Raw genomic sequence first — 20,494 nt, forward strand, 5'->3', positions numbered from 1 at the left:
CGTGGGGCGGGGAGTGCCGGGGGAATCTTCGCCGCGGATCGTTCGTCGTCCGTAGGGGAGGCGGGGACTGTCGGCGTGAAACGCCTCAAGACGGGCAGCCAATCTGGAGACGGCCTTGTGTGGGGAGTGGCGGTTCGATGTCGACGGCGCGGCATGAGTTGTGGGTGGAGGAACCGGCGGTACGGCGGAGGCTGCCGGACCCGGTCCGTACGGCGGCGGTGCGTGCCGTGCTCATCACGGCGGTGACGCTGATCCAGGCGATGGTGGCGTTCTTCTGTTCGGTCACCGGGTCGTGGCTGGCGTTTCCGATGGTGCTGGGCGGTGTGGCGAGCACGGTGGTGGCGACCTGGGCGGTCCTGGACGTGTGGGTGACCCGGCAGGTCTGGAACCAGCGCCACGGAGTGGTGTCGGTGCCGAGCAGTACGGCCCGGCAGCTGCGCCGGGAGCGGCGCAGGGCACGACGGGCGGCCAGGACCGCGGCCCGCGAGGCGCGCCGGGTACGACAACGCGGCTCGGGGACCCTTGCCTCTCTCTAGGGGCCCGGTTCTCCCCCTTCTCCGCCTGGCTTCGCCGGCGGAACCCCACCGGGGAACCTCTCGTGTGCGCCGACGGGCGATCCTGCCTCTACGCCCCGCCGGGAGGAGGCACCCCGGCCGGCCGCTCGCGCCTCGCGGCCCGGGCGCCCCCTGCCTGTGGCCGGGGCCACCGCTTCGCCTCACTCGCCCTGGTCGGTCACCGGTGCGGCCTGCTCGGCGGGGGTGCGCCGGAACATCCGGGTGGCGGTGATCTCGCCGTGCACCGTCTCGCCCTCCGGGTTCTGCTGCGGCAGTCCGGGCCGCAGATGCTCCTCGACGCTGATGTACTTCAGGCCCGCGCGGAGGTCGGCGTCGTTGCGCAGCCGGATGACCAGCGGGAACTCGGCGAGCGCGGTGGTGTCGAACAGGCCTGTCGTGTAGAGGAGCTGGACGCCCAGCGCGTCCGACACGGCCCGCTGGAGCTCCAGCAGGTAGGTGGCGTTGGCGCGGCCGATCGGGTTGTCGAGGAAGAGCGTGCCGGCGTGCCGGTGCTTGTCCCGCCCGCGGTCGTTGCTGCGCAGGGCGGCCATCGTGCAGTACAGCGCGATGGCGGCGGTGAGCAGCTGGCCGCCGGAGAAGACGTCGCCCATCTGTCCGACGGGGACCCGCTCGGCGCGCAGCACCGCGTCGGGCTTGAGGATCTCGACGGCGACGCCCTTGGGGTGAAGGGCGGCGTGGACGCCGCGCAGCAGCAGCGACATGCCGTCGCGGCGCAGGTCGGAGTTCTTCTTGACGGCCGCGCGGGTCGCCTCGTCGATGACCTCTCCGAGTCGTTCGACGAGGGTGGCCTGGTCGGGCTCCTCGAAGCGGATGCGCAGGAACTCCTGGCCGGACCACTCGCCGAGGCCCTCGGGGAGCCGGGACAGCCGCTGGGCCGAGCGGAGTGTGGTCAGGGCCGACTCCACCAGGCCGCGCAGCCGGTCGACGATGGAGTCGCGGTTGCGCTCCAGCTGGGCGAGTTCGTCGGTCAGGACCCGCAGCCGGGGCGCGAAGGCCTCGGCCCACTTGGCCGCGTGCTCGGGCAGGGCGGCCGCGGGCAGTTCGCGGATCTGCTGGCGGGCGGGGGTGCGGACCTGCTCGTAGCGGGTGGAGTTCGCGTGCCGCACCAGCACGTCGCAGGCTTCCCGCACCGCCCCGTCGGCGGCCGACAGGTCGGCGGCGCAGCCGCGCAGGGAGCGCCGGGCCTCGGTGGCGGACTGCCGGGCCTCCTCCAGGGTGCCCGGGTACGGTTCGGGTGCCTCCGCGTCCTCGTCGGTGTGCTCGCGGAGCAGATCGCGCAGGAGGGCGGCCGTCTCGTCGAACCCCCCGGCCGCGTCCTCGGCCGCGCGGTGGGCCTGGAGCAGCCGGGCGTGGGTGGCGCGGGCGGTCTCCAGCGCGTCGCTGCGGGCGGCCAGTTCCCCGGTGGCGGTGCGGAGCAGGGTCTGGGCGTGGTCGGCGTCGGCGGGGATCAGCTCGTCGGGCAGTTCGGTGTGCGCCTCGCCGTCGGCGGGTGCCAGGCGCTCCGCCTCGCCGCGCAGCCGGCCCAGCTTCTCGCTGGCCTCGGAGGCCCGGGTCTCCAGCATCTGCACCAGGGACTCGGCGCGGGCGGCGGCGGCCTGGCGGGACGGGCCGTCGGCGCCGTCGGTGCCCTCCAGCAGCTGGGCGGCGCGGGTGCGGACCTTGTTGGTGAGCCGGTCGAGCTCGGCCAGGGCGGCGCTCTCGTCGCCCTCCGCGCGGGCCTGTTCGGCGCGCAGGTCGGCGCCGACGCCGACCTTCTCGTACAACTGGGAGGCTGCGCGGTAGGCCTCCCGCAGGGCGGGCAGGGGGACGCGGGGGGCGTCCTCGTCCTCCGGGATGCTGTCCGGGGCGCCTGCGATCTCGGCCCGCTCGGCGCGCAGGGCGCGGGCGGTGCGGTGGGCGTCGTCGGCGGCCCGCTGGGCGGCGCGGCGGTCCTGGTCGGCGGCGCGGGCCCGCTCCAGGCAGGTCTGCGCCTTGGCCTCGGACTCGGCCGCCTCGTCGGCCAGTTCGCGCAGCCGGGCCTGCCAGCCGGCCCGCTCGCGGAGCCGGAACGCCAGGCCGGCGAGCGCGTCGGCGACGCGCCGGGCGCGCTGCGCGGCTTCCTGCCGCTCGTCACGCACGCGCGCGGTGTCGGCGGCGGCCTCGTCGGCCTCCGCCCGTGCCGCGCGGGCTTCGGCGAGGGTGGCCTCGGCGGCTTCGGCGGTCTCGCGCGCGGCGGTGGCGGCGGTCGCGAGCTCGGCGAGCATGCCGGGCGGGCAGTCGGCGCGCCAGGAGCCGATGCGGGCGGCGAGGGAACGGTCGCCGGTGAGCCGGGCGGCGAGGCAACGGATCTCCTCGTCGCGCGCGGCGGCGCGGGCACGCAGCGCCTGGCGCTCCTCGTCCGCGGCGTGCTCGTCGTGCATGGCCGGGTTGGGCGGGACGAGGAAGACATCGCCTTCGGTGCCGGTCGCCGGGCCGGGCACGGGCGCGAGGAGCGCGGCCGCGGTGCCCACGGCGACGGCGGAGCGCGGCAGCAGCGCCGCGCCGGCCAGGACGTCGCGTGCCCGGGCGTACGAGACGGGGTCGGTGATCACGACGCCGTCGACGAGCTCGGGGCGGGCGGCCAGGACGGCGGCGTGGTCGGCGGGGTCGACGGCCTGTGCGAGGTACCGCCAGCCGGGGAGAGCGGGGATGCCCTGCTCGCCGAGGTACTCCACGGTGGCGAGGACGTCGGGGCCGGGGGGCAGGAGTCCGCCGTCGCCGAGGGCACCGAGGATGCGGGAGTCGTCGGCGGCGGCGGTGCGCAGGTCGAAGAGCTTGCGCTCGGCGGATGCGATGTTCTGGTCGAGGAGTTCGCGCAGTTCGTCGGCGTACCGGTCGAGGTCCTCGGCACTGAGGGGACCCTCGGCGGCGGGGCGGGCCCCGGTTCGGGTGGCCCGGGGGTCGGCGGCATCGGTGTCCGCGTCGCCGGGGCCGCCGGTGGCGTCGTCGGGGTGTCCGGTGGCGTCGTCCGTCCCGGCCGCGGCACGACGGGGGCCGGGCACGGTGGTGGCACCGGACGGCCTGGCGGGCGGCAGGCTCAGCAGCTCGGCGAGGCGCTCCTCGGCGGCGAGGGACTCGGCGGCGCGGCGCTCGGCCTGGTAGGCGTTCTCGGCGGCGGTGGCGGCATCGGCGGCACGGGCGGCGGCCAGTTCGGCACGGCTCTCTGCGCCCTGCGCCTCGCGGGCGCGCTCCGCGGCGGTGCGCGCGGCGTCGCGGGCGGCGTCCCAGGCGGCGACGGTGGTCTTCTCGGCGTCGCTGGCGGCGAGCGCCGCGCGGGCCGGATCTGCGTCGGGCGCGGTGTCGTCGAGCCAGCCGGCCCGGACCGCTTCGGCGGTCTCCTGCTCGACCTCGGCGAGGCGCTGGCGCAAGTGGCCGGCTTCGCTGCGGGCACGCTGGGCCTCGGTTGCGGCGGCGGTGGCGTCGCGGTGCGCGGTCTCGCCCGCCTCCTGGAGGGCGGCGGAGCGCTCCTCCTCCTCGCCCGCGTGCCGCTCGCCCTCCTCGGCGGCGGCGTGCAGGGCGCGGACGAGGTCGGCGGCGGCCTTGGCGCGGGCGGCGAGCGCGGGGGCCGCGTCCCGCTCGGCCTCGCGGATCGCGGCGGCGACGCGCGCCGAGCGGTCGGCGGCCGCCCGGTGGCGGAGCACCGCCTCGGCTGCCTGCCAGGCGGAGTGCAGGGTGCGGGCGTCGGTGAGCTCGCGGCGCTGGGCGGCGGCGCCCTTCTCGGCCGCGGTGAGGGCCAGTGAGGCGTGGCGGTAGGCCAGTTCGGCGGCGATGAGGGAGGCGCGGCCGCGGGCCTCCTCCGCCTCGGTGACGGTGTGGGCGGCGGCGGTGACCTGCTGGGCGAGCTCGGCGGCGCGGCCGCGTTCCCCGGCGGCCCGGGCGGAGAGCCGGCGGGCGAGCGTGCGGGTGCGCCGCTCGGCCCCGGTGTGGATGTCACGGGCGCGGGCGCGGGTGTCGGCCGCCTCGACGATCCGGCCGAGCAGGTCGACGGAACCGGCCGTGAAGTCGCGTTCCGCGGTGAGTTCGGCGCGCCGGCCGAGCTTGTTCCCGAAGCCGCCGACCAGGTCGGCGAGGCCGTCGGTGTCCCGGGTGTCGGTGACGGCGCGCAGCAGCAGGTCGGTGAAGTCGGAGTCCTTCTTGACCGCGAAGAGGCCGGCGGCCTCGCCCTCGTCGGCGTTCATCTCCCGCTGGTAGCGGAAGAGTTCCGGGTCGAGTCCGAGGTCGCCGAGGTGTTCGTTCCAGCGGTCGTGGATCTCCTCCCAGTACACCTCCAGGTGCGGGTACGCCTTGCCGGCCTCGGTGATCGCGTCGCGGAATCCCTTCATGGTGCGGCGGCGGCCCTGGGCGCCGGAGGTGCCCTCGGCGGGCGGGCGCACGGAGGTGGCCTCGGCGACCGGCAGCGAGTCGAGGCTGAGGCCGGGTCCGGGGCGGAAGGAGTACCAGGCCTCGGCGAACTTGCGCGGGTCGTTGGAGACCTGGCGGCCGCGCCATTCGCTGGCCTTGCCGACGACGACGAGTTCTCCGGTGAGGGTGTGCTGCCACTCCAGGGCGACGTGGCCGCAGTCGTCGGCGAGCAGGAACTTGCGCAGGACGCCCGAGCTGGCGCCGCCGAGCGTGTTGCGGTGGCCGGGCAGCATGACCGAGAAGATCAGCTTGAGCAGGACGGACTTACCGCCGCCGTTCTCCAGGAAGAGCACGCCCGCGGGAGCCGGCCGGCGCGGCGGGCCGACGGGCTCCTCCTCGAAGAACTCCGCCTGGGTGGGGGCGGGGTGGGGCACCGGCTCGCCCACTCCGCGCAGGTCCAGCACGGTGTCGGCGTAGCGCGCACCGGCGGGCCCGATGGAGTAGAGGCGGACCCGGGACAGCTCGTACATGGCGGCGGACTCTCAGTCGTGTGTGCTGTGGTGTGGCGCGGTGCGCGGTTACGCGTGGAAGGGCAGACCGGCGTCGGCGACGAGGTCCAGGTCGTCGCCGTCCGGCGGGGGCAGGAGGGTGGCGGAGCCGTCGCTGACCGGGACGACGCCGAGCTCCAGGAGCTCGGCCAGGGCGGCGCTGCCCGCCATGTCCCTGACCTGCAGCTGGTAGCGGGCCGTCGTGCGGTACGAGCCGCCGCCCTCGTCGCCCGTGCGCTGGAGGAAGCCGGAGTCGGTGAGGAACGCGACGGCCTTGCCGATGATGCCGGTGGTGGAGCCGGCGAGCCGGCGGGCGTCCTTGGTGGCGCCGGTGGCGCTGCGGCGGGCGTAGATCCGCCAGGCCGCCTCGAGGCCGGGGGCGTCGGAGGCGGGGTCGGTGTTCTCCCCCTGTTCCTCGGCGCGCTCCTCGAGGCGGCGGCAGGCCTGGCGTACGAAGGCGTCGACGCCGTTGACGGTGATCCGGCCGATGTAGCCGTCGTCGGCGAGGTCCTCGGGGCGGGGGAACGCCATGGCGGCGACGGCGAGGTGGGCGAGGCCGTGCAGGAACCGGTCGGCGGAGTCGGCCGAGGCGCGGCGGGCGTAGTCGCCCATGCGGACGGCGAAGACGGAGTCCTCCGCGGCGGTGACGGCCATGCCGGCGCGCGGGGAGACCTCCAGGACGACGAGGCCGAGGCCGGTGGCGATCGCGTCGGCGAGGCGCGCGAAGGCGGGCTCCTCGCGGTACCGGCGGAGGAGGTCGGCGTATTCGGCGTCGCGGGCGGGCAGCAGCTTGGGCTGCAGGCCGAAGCTGACCAGCCGGGCGGCGTCGGCCGCGTCGGCGGGCGTGACGGCGCCGCCGGTGTGCCCGGTCCCGCCGGGGTGGGCGGACAGGCCTCCGTGGGCGAGCCGCGCGGGGTGCGAGGGTGCCGCGGCGGGGCCGGATGCCGTCGGGTGGGTGGGGCCGGCCGGGTCGCCGTCGGGTGCGCCGCCCTGGGGAGCGGGCGCCTCGGGGGCCGCGTGCGGGGCGTCCGGCTCGCTCCACGCGTCGGCGTGCTCTGCGTGGTGGTCGCTCACGGCTGGGGCTCCTTGGTGGGGGTGGAGATCGGTGTCGCTGGGGACGTCATGCGGTGTCCGTTCGGTCCGCGGCCATGCCGGCGGCGTCCAGGAGGGCCGTGCCGACGATCAGGTCGGCGCCGCCGAACTCCGGGTCGTCGAGCTCGGTGCCGTCGTCGACCGCGAAGAGCAGCCGCTGCTCGCCCTGGCGGTACGCGGTGCCGACCGGGGGGCTCGCGGCGTGGATCGCGAGGAGGGCCACCAGATAGGGCAGTTCGGGGTCGCGCCGGCGGGCCTCGGCGAGCAGCCCCGAGAGCCGGCGCGGGGCGTCGTGCTCCAGGTCGAGCAGCCGCATGGCGCTCGCCAGTTGCTCCTCGCTGAACCGGCTGTCGTCGGGGGTGGCGATCAGATCGGGCTCGGGCATCTCCGCGCCGAGGTGCTCGCGCTCGGCCGGCGGGGTGAGCAGCAGGTCGACGAGGTCGGTGATCCGTACCGAGCCGGGGGTGCGCAGACCGGTTCCGTGGGCGAAGTACACGTCGGTGACGCGGATCGACTGCTCGACGGGCAGCGGCAGCAGGGGGGCGACCAGCTGTCCGTACAGGTCGAGGCCCGCGCGCGCGGTGGGCCCGGCGAATGCCTGCCGGTCCTGCTCCGCACGGAAGAGGGGCCCCGCTTCCAGGAGGCGGGACTGCAGCTGGGTGTGGCGGCGGATGCAGTCCTTGACGATGTCGACGAGCTCGGCCGCGCGCCGCTTGTGCTCCGCCGTCTTCGCGTCGGACGCGGCTTCGGCTTCGTCGCGGGCCTTGCGGATGTTGGTCAGGATGGCGTTCTCGTGGCGGTACCGGTCGGCGACGTGGTCGAGCGCCTCGTCGATCATGTCCGGTACGGCGTTGAGCCAGTCGACCGCGCGGACGTTGCGCCGGGTGGCCTCCAGGGTCTTGCGGAGTGTCTCGGCGTACTGCACGGTGCGGTAGCGCGCCTGCTCGGCGGCGAGCTGGGCGTCGGCGAGCCGGCCCCGGCTGATCAGCACCTCCAGCTTGACCTCGGCGGCGATCTGGGCGCTGGTGACGTCGGTGTCGAGGGCTCCGACGAGGACGTTGACCGCTTCGTCGGTGGTGCGCAGGTACACGGCGCCGCCGTAGCCGGGGACTTCCTCGATGAGCTTGAAGTCGTAGTCGCGGCGCACATAGACGCCGTCGGTGCCGAAGGTGCCGTACACGGCGCGGAAGCCGCGGTCGACGCTGCCGACGTTGATCAGGTTCTCCAGCACCCAGCGGGCGACCCGCTCGTGCTCGGCGGCGGGCCGCTGCGGGGCCTGGGCGGCGACGCGGGGCAGCAGCCGGGCGACGATCTGCTCGTGGTCGGCGCCGGTGTCGAAGTCCATGTTGAGTGTGACGAGGTCGATCGCGGCGAGAGCGACCTCCGCCATGGCGTAGATCGAGTACTCCCCCGCGAGGTTCGCCTTGCGGGCGTCCAGGTCGTGCAGCGGCGCCGTGCACGCGAGCGCGCGCAGGCGCCGCGCCAGCCCTTCGTCGGCGGCCGGGCCCTGCGCGGGCCGCGGCCCCGCGCTGAGCTGGGGCGGAACGAATTCCGTCGAGGCAGGCGAAGTCACGGTGCACAGATTAGGTCCTCGCACTGACAGCGGTCGAAACGGCGCAGAAGCCCCCGGCCCCGGCCGGGCGGCGGCGCGGCGGGCGGGTCAGCCCGCGCTGTCGACCAGGTGCGCGTAGACCTCGACCAGCTGGGTGCGGGATTCGTCGAGGTAGGCCACGAGCAGGCGTTCCGCCGTGGTCCGCTCCCCTGCCTGCAAGGCGTCCAGAATCTCCCGGTTTCGAACGAGATAGGGCTCGTGCAGTGCCCGGGGGTCGTCCACCATGTGGAAGGCGAGCCGGAGTTCGGCCAGGACGCCGCGCATCAGCTCGTCGGTGCGGTCGCTTCCGGCGAGGGCCACCAGCTCGCGATGGAAGTGGATGTTGGCCGTGGAGACGCCCTTCCAGTTCCCGTCGCGCGCGTCCCGCTCGCCGCCCGTGACGGCCAGGACCAGCCCGTCCAGGGCGAAGGGCGGCTCGCCCAGGCCGTGCACGACGGCGCACTCGACCAGGCGGCGGGTGCGGTAGATGTCGATGACGTCCTCGACCGCGAGGACCCGGACGAACACCCCCCGGTTGAGCTCGTGGACGAGCAGCCGCTCGTGGGTGAGGAGCCGGAAGGCCTCGCGCAGGGTGTTGCGGGACACGCCGAGCGCGCCGGCGATGCTGTCCTCGGAGAGCCGGGTGCCCGGCGGGAAGAAGCCTTCGGCGATGCGGGTGCGCAGGATGTCGGCGACCCGTTCCGCGGTGCTCGTGCGGCCCAGCAGCGCGCGGTCGCCCTCCAGCCCGCCGGCCGGCTCGGAGCTCGAGCCCGTCGTTCGCACAGCACCCTCTTCTCGTCCGTCGCCGCCCCGGGCGCCGTCCGCGGACGACCCCTCGCCGTCCATCGTAGAAGGAAAGACCGACGCGGGAACGAGGGAACAAGCCCCTTGTCGGATCGTTCAACAATCCCCTACCTTGTGGGCACCGCACGGCTACGGCTCCTCCCCCTCTCTGCGAGGTGAAGATGAGTACGACCCAAACCCCTCAGGCCACCCAGGGCGAACGCCCCGAGGACACGGGCGCGTTCGCCTGGCTGCGGGCCCTCGGCCCGCGCGGCCGGCGCGCCTTCGGCGGCGCGTTCGGCGGCTACGCCCTCGATTCCTACGACTTCTTCACGCTGCCGCTGAGCATGGTGGCGATCGCCGCCTATTTCAGCCTGGACAGCGGCCAGACCGGGCTCCTCACCACCGTCACGCTGGTCGTCTCGGCCGTCGGCGGTGTGCTCGCCGGCATCCTCGCCGACCGCGTCGGGCGGGTGAAGGCGCTGATGGCCACGGTGATCATGTACGCGTTCTTCACCGTCCTGTGCGGCTTCGCGACCAACTACGAGACCCTGCTGGTCTTCCGCGCCCTGCAGGGCATCGGCTTCGGCGGCGAGTGGGCGGTCGGCGCCATCCTGGTCGCCGAGTACGCCTCGGCCAAGCACCGCGGGCGTACGCTCGGCGGCATCCAGAGCGCGTGGGCGGCCGGCTGGGCACTCGCGGTGATCGTCTACACGCTGGTGTTCCACTTCCTCGACCCCGACACCGCGTGGCGCGTGATGTTCTGGACCGGCGCCCTGCCCGCCCTGCTGGTCATCTACATCCGGCGGAACGTGCAGGACGCGCCGCACGTCACCGAGGCACGGGCCAGGAGCGCCGGGCGGGGCTCGTTCACCGCGATCTTCCGCCCCGGACTGCTGGGCACCACGCTGTTCGCCGTGCTGCTCTCCACCGGTGTCCAGGGCGGGTACTACACGCTCGCCACGTGGGTCCCCACCTATCTGAAGGGCGAACGTGGCCTGACCGTCGTCGGCACGGGCGGGTATCTGACCTTCCTCATATCCGGCGCCTTCATCGGCTATCTCACGGGCGGTTATCTCACGGACCGGCTGGGCCGCAAGCGCAACATCGCGCTCTTCGCGTTCCTCTCGGCGCTGTGCATCCTCGCCTACACCAACATCCCGGCCGGGGCGAACGGCCTGCTGCTGGTCCTCGGCTTTCCGCTCGGGTTCTGCATGTCGGCCATCTTCAGCGGGTTCGGCTCCTTCCTCGCCGAGCTCTACCCGACGGCGGTCCGGGGCACCGGCCAGGGGTTCACGTACAACACCGGCCGCGCGGTGGGCGCGTTCTTCCCCACCCTGGTCGGCTTCCTGGCCGACAGCTGGGGCGTGGGCGGAGCACTGGTCTTCGGCGCCGTCGGGTACGGCATCGCCGTGCTGGCGCTGCTCGGCCTGCCCGAGACCCGCGGTCGCGAGCTGACCTGACGCGAGCACGAGGAGACACCACCATGACCTGGGCGTCGATCGACCTGAACGCCGATCTCGGAGAGGGCTTCGGCCGCTGGACGCTGACCGACGACGAACAACTGCTGTCCGTCGTCACCAGCGCCAATGTCGCCTGCGGCTTCCACGCCGGGGACGCGGCGACCATGCGGCGCGTCTGTGACCTCGCCGCCGAGCGGAAGGTCCGCATCGGCGCCCAGGTCTCCTACCGCGACCTGGCCGGCTTCGGCCGGCGCTCCATGGACGTCCCCGCGGACGAGCTGGCCGCCGAAGTGGCGTACCAGATCGGCGCACTGGAGGTCTTCGCGCGGGCCGCCGGGGGACGGGTGTCGTACGTGAAGCCGCACGGCGCCCTCTACAACCGCGTCGTGCACGACGAGGAACAGGCGCAGGCCGTCGTCGACGGCGTCCTGCTGACCGGAGAACGGCTGCCCGTGCTGGGGCTGCCCGGCTCGCGGCTGCACGAGACGGCCGACAAGGCGGGCCTGCCCGTGGTGACCGAGGCGTTCGCCGACCGCGCGTACACCGCCGCGGGCACGCTGGTGCCGCGCACGCGGGAAGGGGCCGTCGTCACCGACCCGGCGGCCGTCGTGGACCGGTCGGTGTCCATGGCCCGGTTCGGTGTCGTCACCTCCGCGTGCGGGCGCCCGGTGCCGGTGCGGGCCCGCTCGCTGTGTCTGCACGGCGACACCCCGGGCGCGGTGGAACTGGCCCGGCGCGTCCGGGACCGGCTCGAGGCGGCCGGGGTGCGTGTGGAGGCCTTCGTATGAGGACCCTGCCGGTGGGCGAGCGGGCCCTGCTCGTGGAACTCGCCGGCGGTGAGGAGACCCGGGCCTTCCACGCCGAGCTGCTGCGCCGCCGGGCGGCCGGCCTGCTGCCGGCCGTGCGGGAGATCGTCCCCGCCGCCCGGACGGTACTGCTCGACGGGGTGGCCGATCCCGGGCGACTGGCCGCCGAGGTCGCCCGGTGGGAGATCGCGCCCCTCCGCGCGCGCGAGGAACCCGCCGTCGAGGTGCCGGTCCGGTACGACGGGCCGGATCTCCCGGAGGTGGCCGCACTCTGGGGCGTGGCACCGCACGAGGTCGCGAAGATCCACTCGGCGGTCGCGTTCACGGTGGCGTTCTGCGGCTTCTCCCCCGGGTTCGGCTATCTGACCGGGCTGCCCGAGCGGTACGAGGTGCCGCGCAGAGCCACCCCGCGCACGACGGTGCCGGCCGGCTCCGTGGCGCTGGCGGGGCCGTACACCGGGGTGTACCCGCGCCCGTCCCCCGGCGGCTGGCAGCTGATCGGCACGACGGACGCGGTGCTGTGGGACCCCGCGCGGGAGCCCGCCGCGCTGCTGTCGCCCGGCGCGCGGGTCCGTTTCGTGCCGGTGGGACCGGAGGCCCGATGACCGACCGGGCCTTCGCCGTCGTACGGGCCGGGGCGCTCACCACCGTGCAGGACCTGGGGCGGTACGGCCACGCCCACCTGGGGGTGCCCCGGTCGGGTGCCCTCGACCCGGGTGCGAGCCGGCTGGTCAACCGGCTCGTCGGCAACCCGCCGGACGCCGCCGTGCTGGAGACCACGGTCAACGGGTGCGCGGTACGGCCCCGGTGCGCGGTGACGGTCGCGGTGGGCGGCGCGCCGTGCCCGGTCACGGTCGACGGGCGGCCGGTGGCGTGGGGTGCCGCGGTGCGGCTCGCCCCGGGCGCCCTGCTGGAGGTGGGCGCGGCGGTGCGCGGCCTGCGCTCCTACGTGGCGTTCGCCGGCGGCGTCGCGGCCGATCCGGTGCTGGGCAGCCGGTCCACGGACCTGCTGTCCGGACTGGGGCCCGCACCGTTGAGCGAGGGGGCGGTCCTGCCTCTGGGCCGGCCGGGTGGCGGGACTCCGCGGTTCGAGGCGGCGCCCTGGCCCGGCCCGCCTGACGAACTGGTACTGCGCGTGCGCCTGGGGCCGCGCCACGACTGGTTCACGCGAGAGGCGCTGCTCGGCCTCACCACGCGCGTGTACCGGGTGTCGCCGGCGAGCAACCGGATCGGGCTGCGCACCGAGGGACCCTCCCTGGAGCGCGCCGTCCGGGGTGAACTGCCCAGTGAGGGGATGGTGCTGGGCGCGGTGCAGGTCCCGCCGGACGGCCGTCCGGTGGTGTTCCTCGCCGACCATCCCACGACCGGCGGCTATCCGGTGGTGGCGGTGGTGCGGGAGGCGGATCTTGCCGCCACAGCGCAGGCGGTGCCGGGGACGCCGGTGCGGTTCGTGCCGTTCCGGTGAGCGGGCGCGCGGTCAGTGCCCGTCCGGGCGGTCCCCGGGGGCGCCGTACCCGCCGCCGCCGGGCGTCCTGACCACGAGGACGTCCCCGGGGCCGACGTCCACCGCGTCGACCCCGCCGAGCGGCTCCGTCGTGCCGTCCGCGCGCTCCACGCTGTTCTCGCCGAGCGCGCCCGGTCCGCCGCCCGCCATGCCGTACGGGGGCACCCGCCGGTGCCCGGTCAGCAGCGCCACCGTCATCGGTTCGAGGAAGCGGATGCGCCGCTCCACCCCGTTCCCGCCCCGCCAGCGGCCCTGTCCGCCGCTGCCGTCGCGCACGGCGAAGGCGTCGACCCTGACCGGGTAGCGCCACTCCAGCACCTCGGGGTCGGTGAGGCGGGAGTTGGTCATGTGGGTCTGCACGGCGTCGGCCCCCGGGAAGCCGTCGCCGGCCCCGGAGCCGCCGGCGACCGTCTCGTAGTACTGCACCCGGTCGTTGCCGAAGGTCACGTTGTTCATGGTGCCGGAGCCTTCCGCCTGGACACCGAGCGCCGCGTACAGGGCGCCGGTGACGGCCTGCGAGGTCTCGACGTTGCCCGCGACGGTCGCGGCCGGATACGCCGGGGCGAGCATCGAACCGTCCGGGACGAGGACCTCCAGGGGTTCCAGACAGCCGCTGTTGAGCGGGATGTCGTCAGCGACGAGGGTCCGGAAGACGTACAGCACCGCCGCCATGACGACGGACATGGGCGCGTTGGCGTTTCCGGGCAGCTGCGGCGAGGTGCCGGTGAAGTCCAGTACGGCACCGCGCCGCTCGGGGTCGACGCGCAGGGCGACCCGGATGACGGCGCCGCCGTCCGTCTCGTAGCGGCAGGTGCCGTCCCGGAGGGTGGCCACGATGCGCCGGACGGACTCCTCGGCGTTGTCGCGGACGTGCCGCATGTAGGCGTGGACGACGTCGAGCCCGAACTGCTCCACCATCTTGTGGAGTGCCTCGATGCCCTTCTCGTTCGCCGCGATCTGGGCCCGCAGGTCGGCCAGGTTGGTGTCGGGGTCGCGGGAGGGGTACGGGGCCTCGGTGAGCAGTCGGCGGGTCTCGGTCTCGCGCAGCCGGCCGTCCCGCACGAGCAGCCAGTTGTCGAAGAGGACGCCCTCCTCGTGGACCGTGCGGCTGAAGGCGGGCATGGAACCGGGCGTGATGCCGCCGATCTCCGCGTGGTGTCCGCGCGAGGCGACGAGGAAACGCAGCCGCGTCCCCTCCGGATCGAAGACGGGGGTCACGACCGTGACGTCGGGCAGATGGGTGCCGCCGTGGTACGGGTCGTTGATCGCGTACACGTCGCCCTGCCGCATGGTGCCGTGGTTGCGGCGCAGCACCTCCTTGATCGACTCCCCCATCGAGCCGAGGTGGACCGGGATGTGGGGGGCGTTGGCGATCAGGTTGCCGTCCGCGTCGAACAGGGCGCAGGAGAAGTCGAGCCGTTCCTTGATGTTGACGGAGTGGGCGGTGTTCTCCAGGCGGACGCCCATCTGTTCGGCGATCGCCATGAAGAGGTTGTTGAAGACCTCCAGGAGGACCGGGTCGACGTCGGTGCCGACCGCCGTGCGGGCCGGGCGGGGGACGGCGCGGGTGAGCAGCAGGTGGCCCGAGTCGGTGGCGGTGGCCTGCCAGCCCGCGTCGACGACGGTCGTGGCGTCGGCCTCGGCGATGACGGCCGGCCCGGTCACCGTGCCGGCGGGCCGCAGGTCCTCGCGCCGGTACAGCGGGGTGTCGCGGCGCGCTCCGTCGACGTACACGCCCACGGTCGCACGCGGCCGCGGGCCGGTCTCCTGCGCCACCGGACCGCTTTCGCCGGGGGTCTGTCCGACGACGACCGCGCCGTGCGGGCCGGCCTGTCCGACCGCTTCCACGGAGACCGCCTCCACCACGAGCGGCTTGTCCATGGTGAAGGCGTACCTCGCGCGGTGGGCCGTCTCGAATGCCTCCCTCATGGCGGTGACGGAGCCCAGGGCTACCGGGAGGCTCGCGTCGGTGCCCGCGTAGCGGACGAGCACGCGCGCGTGGGTGCTGATGGCGTCGTCGGCCAGTCCGTCGGCGCGCAGGTCGGCCGTGGTCCGCCGGGCGAGTTCGGCGCACAGGTCACGCACGCGCGCGTGGGTGGTGTCGTCCAGCGGGGCCTCGACGGAGTGTTCGCGCATGGCGGTGGCGTCGGCAAGTCCGATGCCGTACGCGGAGAGCACCCCGGCGAGCGGCGGTACGAGGACGGTGTCGACACCGAGGGCGTCGGCGACGGCGCAGGCGTGCTGGCCGCCGGCACCGCCGAAGCTGGTGAGCGCGTAGCGGGTGATGTCGTGTCCCCGCTGGACGGAGATCTTCTTGACGGCGTTCGCCATGTTCAGGACGGCGATTTCCAGGAAACCGGCGGCGACCTCCTCGGGGGAACGGGCGGTTCCGGTGTGCTTCCCCACCTCATCGGCGAGTTCGGTGAAGCGCCGGCGCACGGTGTCCGCGTCGAGGGGCTGGTCGCCGTCCGGGCCGAAGACCGCGGGGAAGTGGTCCGGCTGGACGCGGCCCAGCATGACGTTGGCGTCGGTCACCGTCAGCGGGCCGCCGCGCCGGTAGCAGGCGGGCCCGGGGACCGCCCCGGCGGAGTCGGGCCCCACGCGGTAGCGCCGGCCGTCGAAGTGGAGGATCGATCCGCCGCCGGCGGCGACGGTGTGGATGTTCATCATGGGGGCGCGCATGCGGACACCGGCGACCTGGGTGCCGAGTTCGCGTTCGAAGGCGCCCGCGTAGTGGGACACGTCGGTGGACGTACCGCCCATGTCGAAGCCGATCACCCGGGCGAACCCGGCCTGTTCGGAGGTGCGGGCCATGCCGACGACGCCGCCCGCGGGGCCGGAGAGCACGGCGTCCTTGCCGCGGAAGTGCGCGGCTTCCCGCAGTCCGCCGTTGGACTGCATGAACATCAGCCGGATGCCGGCCAGTTCGGCGGCCACCTCGTCGACGTACCGGCGCAGGATCGGTGAGAGGTACGCGTCGACGACCGTGGTGTCTCCGCGCGGGACCAGTTTGATCAGGGGGCTGACCTCGTAGGAACAGCTGATCTGGGTGAAGCCCGCCTCACGGGCCGCGCCGGCGACCCGCACCTCGTGGTCGGGGTGGCGGTAGCCGTGCATCAGCACGACCGCGGCGCTGCGGAAGCCGTCGTCCCGGGCGGCCGCGAGGTCGCGGGTGACGGCGGCCAGGTCCAGGGGCCGCACGACGGTGCCGTGGGCGTCGATCCGCTCGGGGACCTCGATGACCCGGTCGTAGACCGCTTCGGGAAGCACGATGTGCCGGTCGAAGAGGCGTGGCCGGTTCTGGTACGCGATGCGCAGGGCGTCCCGGAAGCCCTCGGTGACGACGAGGACGGTCGGCTCGCCGCGGCGCTCCAGCAGGGCGTTGGTGGCGACGGTGGTGCCCATTTTGACGGTGGCGATCCGGTCGGCGGGTACGGGATCGTCCGGGCCGAGCCCGAGCAGCAGCCGGATTCCCGCGACGGCGGCGTCCCGGTACCGCTCGGGGTCGTGCGACAAGAGCTTGCGGGTGACCAGACGCCCGTCGGGGCGCCGGCCCACGATGTCGGTGAAGGTGCCGCCTCGGTCGATCCAGAACTCCCAGCGCCCGCTCATTCCCCCATTCTGGCAAGGGGAGCGTGCCCCGACACGGCGGCGAGCGCGGCCGCGAGGGACTGTTCGGCGCCCGCGTCGAGCAGTGCGCCGGTGCCGCGCGCCCAGTGGCGTACCTCCGCTCCGGCCAGCCGCAGCAGCTGGGGCAGCAGATCGTGGCAGCGTCTGACCACCCAGCCGGTGCCGGCCGTGGCCAGCCACCGCAGCGTGTCGGCGCGGGTCGGCGGCGGCTGCTCGGGCTCGCGGCCGGGCGGGGTGCCGGTGGCCAGGCCCCGGTCGGCGAGGAGCGCGTGGAACCGGGCGGCGATCGTCCGGTGGCCGCGCTCGCCGGGGTGGAGCCGGTCCGCGCTCCACAGGGCCCGGTCCGCCACCCACTCGGCGTCCGCCATGTGCAGGTGCACGGCGCCGTAGCGGGCCGACACGGCGTGGACGACGGCGTTGACGGACCGCTGCCGCCGGGCCAGCGGCCGCGCGAGCGGTGGGGGCAGCCCGAGCATGCTGCCCGGATCCGGCAGACATGCCGTCAGGAGCACGGCCCCCTGGGCGGACAGCGCCGCGCAGACCTCGTCGAGGTGGGCGGCGAGCTCGACGATGTCGAAGGTACGGCGCAGGGTGTCGTTGACCCCGACCACGACCGACGCGATGTCCGGCCGGTACGCGGCCGCCCGCGGGCCCTGGCTCTCGGCGACGTCGCGGGTCAGGGCACCGCTGACGGCGAAGTTGCGGAACTCCGCGCCCGGGGCGCCGTCCGAGAGCCCCTCGCCCAGCAGCGCCGCCCACCCTCGCCAGCCGTCCCCCACGGGGTCGCCGAGCCCGGCGGTGAGGGAGTCGCCGAGCGCGGCATACCGCACGGCCCGCGCCTGCGGCACGACGGGGGCGGTGGGTGGGGTGGATGCGGCGGGCACCGTTTCAGCCGGTACCGCCGCGAGGGTGGTCGTGGCGGTCATGCCGGCACCTCCCGGTCCGTGGACCGGTCGGGGACGCGGTCAGGGGCGCGGCCCGTGGACCGGTCGAGGGCACGGCCCGTGGCCCGGTCGACGGCACGATCCGCGGACCGGTCGAGGGCACGGTCAGGGACGCCGCCCGTCAACCGGTCGGAGACACGGTCAGAGGCACCGTCCGGGGCCTGGCCGAGGGCGCGGCCCACGGACCGGTCGACGGCAGCACGATCCGGGGACCGGTCGAAGGCGCGGTCAGGGACGCCGCCCGTCAACCGGTCGGAGACACGGTCAGAGGCACCGTCCGGGGCCTGGCCGAGGGCGCGGCCCACGGACCGGTCGACGGCAGCACGATCCGGGGACCGGTCGAGGCCGCGGTCGAGGGCGCGGCCCGTGGACCGGTCAGGGGCACGGCCCGTGGACCCGTCGGGGACGCGCTCGGAGGCGCGGTCCGGGGCGCGGTCCTGCGGGCGGGCCTCGTGCGGTGGGCGCGCCGGTGCGTCGAGGGCGGTCAGGAACGCCGCCACCGCGCGGTCCCAGCCGAAGAGTTCCGCGCGGGCGCGGGCGACCGAGCGGCGGTGCGTCTCCGGGCGGGCGAGCACGTCGCCCACCGCGTCGGCGAACGCCGCCGGGGCGTCCAGGGCCGCGGCGCCCGCGGCGCCCACGACCTCGGGCAGCGCAGAGGACGCGCTCGCCACGACCGGTGTGCCGCAGGCGAGTGCCTCCAGGGCGGACAGCCCGAACGTCTCCGCCGGTCCGGGCGCCAGGCAGAGGTCCGCCGCGGCCTGCAGATCGGCGAGGGCCTCCCGGTCGGCCACGTGGCCGAGGAAGTGCGCCTCCAGCCGCTGCGCCCGGGACCGGCGCTCCAGCCGGGCCCGCAGGGGGCCGTCGCCGGCGACCACGAGGGCGACCCGGACGCCCCGGGCGCGCAGCTCCGCGACGGTGTCCAGGGCCGTGCCGGGACGCTTCTCGACCGACAGCCGGGAGCAGAGCAGGAGCAGGACGTCCGCCTCTCGCGCGTACCTGGCCCGCAGGGCCGTGCTGCGCCGCCCCGGGTGGCACCGCCGCAGGTCGACGCCGAGCGGTGCCCGCACCACGTTGCGGGCGCCTACGCGGACGAACTCCCGCTCGGCCCACTCGGTCGTGCACACGATCCGCGCGTACGCCCAGGCGCTGCGGCGGTTGAGCCGGTCGGCGGCCCGGGCGGCCGCGGACGCCGGCAGACCCCAGGTGCGCAGGACGCCGTCGGCCGTCTCGTGGGAGACCATCACGGCCGGGACGCGGGCGCGCCGGGCCCATTCGCCGGTCCAGCGCAGGGTGGTGCGGTCGGAGACCTCCAGACGGTCGGGGCCGAGCTCCTCCAGCACCCGGCGCAGGCGCCGCCGGTCGGCGAGGACGCGGTAGCCGCCGGTGCCGGGGAGCGCCCGTCCCGGCAGGGTGATGACACGGCCCTGGGCGGTGACGGTGTCGCTCGTCGTCTCTCCGGGCCTCACGAGGACCGGTTCGTGCCCGGCGGCGAGGTACCCGCGGCCGAGCTCCTCGAGCGCCGTGCGCAACCCGCCGGAGGACGGGGTGACGAAGTTCGTTAGCCGTACGATGCGCAGGCTCATGCCGCCACCGCCGTACGCGCGGCCAGCACCTCGCCGTAGTGGCCGATGAGCCGGTCACCCACGGCGGCCCAGGTGCGGCCCTCGACGGCGGCCCGGCCGGCCCGGCCGTACGCGGTCCGGAGGGCGGGGTCGGCGGCGAGCGCGGCCACCGCCGCCCTCACCGCTGCCGAGTCGTGCGGGGCGACCAGGAGACCGGTCCGACCGTCCTCGACGAGGTCCAGCGGTCCACCGGCGGCGGGAGCGACGACCGGGACACCGCTGGCCATCGCCTCCTGGACGGTCTGGCAGAACGTCTCGTACGGCCCGGTGTGGGCGAACACGTCCAGCGAGGCGAAGATCCGGGCGAGTGCGTCGCCCGTGCGGCGGCCGAGGAACACGGCGCCGGGCAGGGCGGTGCGCAGCGCGGCCTCGCTGGGGCCGTCGCCGACGACCACGACGCGGACGCCGGGCAGGCCGCACACTCCGGCGAGGAGTTCCACGTGCTTCTCGGGGGCGAGCCGGCCGACGTACCCGACGAGCAGTTCGCCGTCCGGGGCGAGTGCGCGGCGCAGTGCCTCGTCCCTCAGGCCGGGCCCGAACCGTACGGTGTCGACGCCGCGCGGCCACAGCCGCACCCGCGGGACCCCCTGCTCCTCCAGGTCGCGCACGGCGGCGGTGGAGGGCGCGAGGGTCCGGTCGGCGGCGCCGTGCACGGCCCGCAGCCGCCGCCAGGCGGCACCCTCGCCGGTGCCCATGTACGTGCGGGCGTAGCCGGCGAGGTCGGTCTGGTAGACGGCGACGGCGGGCAGACGGAGCCGTGCGGCGGCCGCCATTCCACGCACGCCGAGCACGAAGGGGCTCGCGAGGTGGACGAGGTCGGCCCGGTGGGCGGTGAGGGCGGCGGCGACCCGGCGGCTGGGCAGCGCGACCCGCACCTGCGGGTAGCCGGGCAGCGGCAGTGAGGGCACGCGCACCACGGGGCAGGGCGCGCCCCCGTAGTCCGCGCCCGCGGCCCCGGCGGGCCCCGCCGGGGCTATGACGAGCGGGTCGTGTCCGCGTGCGGCGAGATGACGGGCGGTCTGCAGGGCGCAGTGCGCCACACCGTTGACGTCGGGAGGAAAGGATTCGGTGACGATGACGACACGCATACCGCTGTTGTCGCCGCGACCGGGGTGGCTCCGCCGACTTGGATCTTTCCCCCGGGGGAACGTCCCATGAGCGTTTCCCCGCACCGCCCTCCCCCGGCGCCCTCCTCCTCGGCACCCGGCTCTCGGCGCCGCCGGCGGACCGGGGCCGCCCGCCCCGGGCGGTCGCGTTCCTCCGGCCCGGCGGACAGGAGCCGGAGTGCCGGCGCGTCCGTACCCGTGGGACCGGGGCCGGAGGCCCGTCCCGCAGGTCCGGCGCGGAGCGGCGTTCCGGCCCGCGGTCCGGCGTCGGCCTCCCGGCCCCCTTGCCGGCGGCGGGCGCGGACCGGCGGGCTCAGCACCTGACGCCCGCACAGCGGGCGGACCACCGCCCTTGTCCCGGTTTGCGGCCCGGCGGTCGGGCCAGGCGCCGGGGGACCCGGACCGCCGGATCGCCACGCGGCGACCGGCGGCCCCGGCCCAAGCGGTCGGGTCACAGGCCGCGGGGCGCAG

The 20,494-nt window shown here is 75.4% G+C and carries 12 protein-coding genes and 1 pseudogene; 5 read left to right on the top strand and 8 right to left on the bottom strand.

Going from position 1 to position 20,494, the window contains the following annotated elements; all coding sequences use genetic code 11:
- Positions 1 to 137: 137 nt before the first annotated feature.
- Positions 138 to 536: a hypothetical protein gene (locus tag ACY34K_RS19860; protein WP_462748861.1), complete on the top strand. Its 399-nt coding sequence runs from the start codon at positions 138 to 140 to the stop codon at positions 534 to 536.
- Positions 537 to 715: 179 nt separating this feature from the next.
- Here ACY34K_RS19860 and ACY34K_RS19865 read toward each other — a convergent pair whose 3' ends face one another.
- From ACY34K_RS19865 to ACY34K_RS19880, 4 genes are all read right to left on the bottom strand, one after another.
- Entirely contained in the window at positions 716 to 5,464 is a 4,749-nt protein-coding gene (locus tag ACY34K_RS19865) for a hypothetical protein (protein ID WP_462748863.1), read from the bottom strand.
- A 48-nt stretch (positions 5,465 to 5,512) separates the two neighbouring features.
- The gene (locus ACY34K_RS19870; RefSeq protein WP_462748865.1) at positions 5,513 to 6,556 is read right to left on the bottom strand and encodes a hypothetical protein; all 1,044 of its coding nucleotides are present in this window, start codon (positions 6,554 to 6,556) and stop codon (positions 5,513 to 5,515) included.
- Positions 6,557 to 6,602: 46 nt separating this feature from the next.
- The gene (locus ACY34K_RS19875) at positions 6,603 to 8,147 is read right to left on the bottom strand and encodes a hypothetical protein (RefSeq protein ID WP_462748867.1); all 1,545 of its coding nucleotides are present in this window, start codon (positions 8,145 to 8,147) and stop codon (positions 6,603 to 6,605) included.
- 87 nt (positions 8,148 to 8,234) lie between these two features.
- Complete coding sequence (locus ACY34K_RS19880; RefSeq protein ID WP_462748869.1) at positions 8,235 to 8,948, bottom strand: GntR family transcriptional regulator; 714 nt, start codon at positions 8,946 to 8,948, stop codon at positions 8,235 to 8,237.
- Between the two features lie 182 nt (positions 8,949 to 9,130).
- Between ACY34K_RS19880 and ACY34K_RS19885 the strand changes: the two genes are divergently transcribed.
- Genes ACY34K_RS19885 through ACY34K_RS19900 form a run of 4 tightly spaced genes read left to right on the top strand, consistent with a single transcriptional unit; the run spans position 9,131 to position 12,682 of the window.
- Positions 9,131 to 10,411, top strand: coding sequence for an MFS transporter (locus ACY34K_RS19885; RefSeq protein WP_462748870.1), 1,281 nt, complete (start codon positions 9,131 to 9,133; stop codon positions 10,409 to 10,411).
- 23 nt (positions 10,412 to 10,434) lie between these two features.
- Positions 10,435 to 11,199 (top strand): LamB/YcsF family protein, encoded by a 765-nt coding sequence (locus ACY34K_RS19890; RefSeq protein ID WP_462748871.1) that lies wholly within the window; start codon positions 10,435 to 10,437, stop codon positions 11,197 to 11,199.
- On the top strand, positions 11,196 to 11,822 hold the full coding sequence (gene pxpB / locus ACY34K_RS19895) for a 5-oxoprolinase subunit PxpB (RefSeq protein WP_462748873.1): 627 nt from the start codon (positions 11,196 to 11,198) through the stop codon (positions 11,820 to 11,822). Before ACY34K_RS19890 ends, pxpB begins: the two co-directional genes overlap by 4 nt.
- Entirely contained in the window at positions 11,819 to 12,682 is an 864-nt protein-coding gene (locus tag ACY34K_RS19900) for a 5-oxoprolinase subunit C family protein (protein WP_462748875.1), read from the top strand. The genes pxpB and ACY34K_RS19900 overlap by 4 nt, the downstream gene beginning before the upstream one ends.
- A gap of 12 nt (positions 12,683 to 12,694) precedes the next feature.
- Here the strand turns inward: ACY34K_RS19900 and ACY34K_RS19905 are convergent, their stop codons facing one another.
- The 4 genes and pseudogenes from ACY34K_RS19905 to ACY34K_RS19920 form a co-directional block, all read right to left on the bottom strand.
- Positions 12,695 to 16,333 (bottom strand): hydantoinase B/oxoprolinase family protein, encoded by a 3,639-nt coding sequence (locus ACY34K_RS19905; RefSeq protein WP_462748877.1) that lies wholly within the window; start codon positions 16,331 to 16,333, stop codon positions 12,695 to 12,697.
- The gene (locus tag ACY34K_RS19910) at positions 16,330 to 17,277 is read right to left on the bottom strand and encodes an SGNH/GDSL hydrolase family protein (RefSeq protein ID WP_462748880.1); all 948 of its coding nucleotides are present in this window, start codon (positions 17,275 to 17,277) and stop codon (positions 16,330 to 16,332) included. Before ACY34K_RS19910 ends, ACY34K_RS19905 begins: the two co-directional genes overlap by 4 nt.
- Before the next feature lie 476 nt (positions 17,278 to 17,753).
- Positions 17,754 to 18,878 (bottom strand): annotated as a pseudogene (locus ACY34K_RS19915) (glycosyltransferase); the annotation flags it as partial.
- Positions 18,875 to 20,005: a glycosyltransferase family 4 protein gene (locus ACY34K_RS19920; protein WP_462748882.1), complete on the bottom strand. Its 1,131-nt coding sequence runs from the start codon at positions 20,003 to 20,005 to the stop codon at positions 18,875 to 18,877. The pseudogene ACY34K_RS19915 and the gene ACY34K_RS19920, both read right to left, overlap by 4 nt.
- Positions 20,006 to 20,494: the final 489 nt, after the last annotated feature.

It is taken from the genome of Streptomyces sp. STAM6, from assembly GCF_054963715.1.

Bases quoted from the DNA above. Each gene is read 5' to 3' on its own strand.
- ACY34K_RS19920 (WP_462748882.1), bottom strand. From the start codon at position 20,005: ATGCGTGTCGTCATCGTCACCGAATCCTTTCCTCCCGACGTCAACGGT.
- ACY34K_RS19905 (WP_462748877.1), bottom strand. From the start codon at position 16,333: ATGAGCGGGCGCTGGGAGTTCTGGATCGACCGAGGCGGCACCTTCACC.
- ACY34K_RS19910 (WP_462748880.1), bottom strand. From the start codon at position 17,277: ATGACCGCCACGACCACCCTCGCGGCGGTACCGGCTGAAACGGTGCCC.
- ACY34K_RS19900 (WP_462748875.1), top strand. From the start codon at position 11,819: ATGACCGACCGGGCCTTCGCCGTCGTACGGGCCGGGGCGCTCACCACC.
- ACY34K_RS19860 (WP_462748861.1), top strand. From the start codon at position 138: ATGTCGACGGCGCGGCATGAGTTGTGGGTGGAGGAACCGGCGGTACGG.
- ACY34K_RS19890 (WP_462748871.1), top strand. From the start codon at position 10,435: ATGACCTGGGCGTCGATCGACCTGAACGCCGATCTCGGAGAGGGCTTC.
- ACY34K_RS19885 (WP_462748870.1), top strand. From the start codon at position 9,131: ATGAGTACGACCCAAACCCCTCAGGCCACCCAGGGCGAACGCCCCGAG.
- ACY34K_RS19865 (WP_462748863.1), bottom strand. From the start codon at position 5,464: ATGTACGAGCTGTCCCGGGTCCGCCTCTACTCCATCGGGCCCGCCGGT.
- pxpB (WP_462748873.1), top strand. From the start codon at position 11,196: ATGAGGACCCTGCCGGTGGGCGAGCGGGCCCTGCTCGTGGAACTCGCC.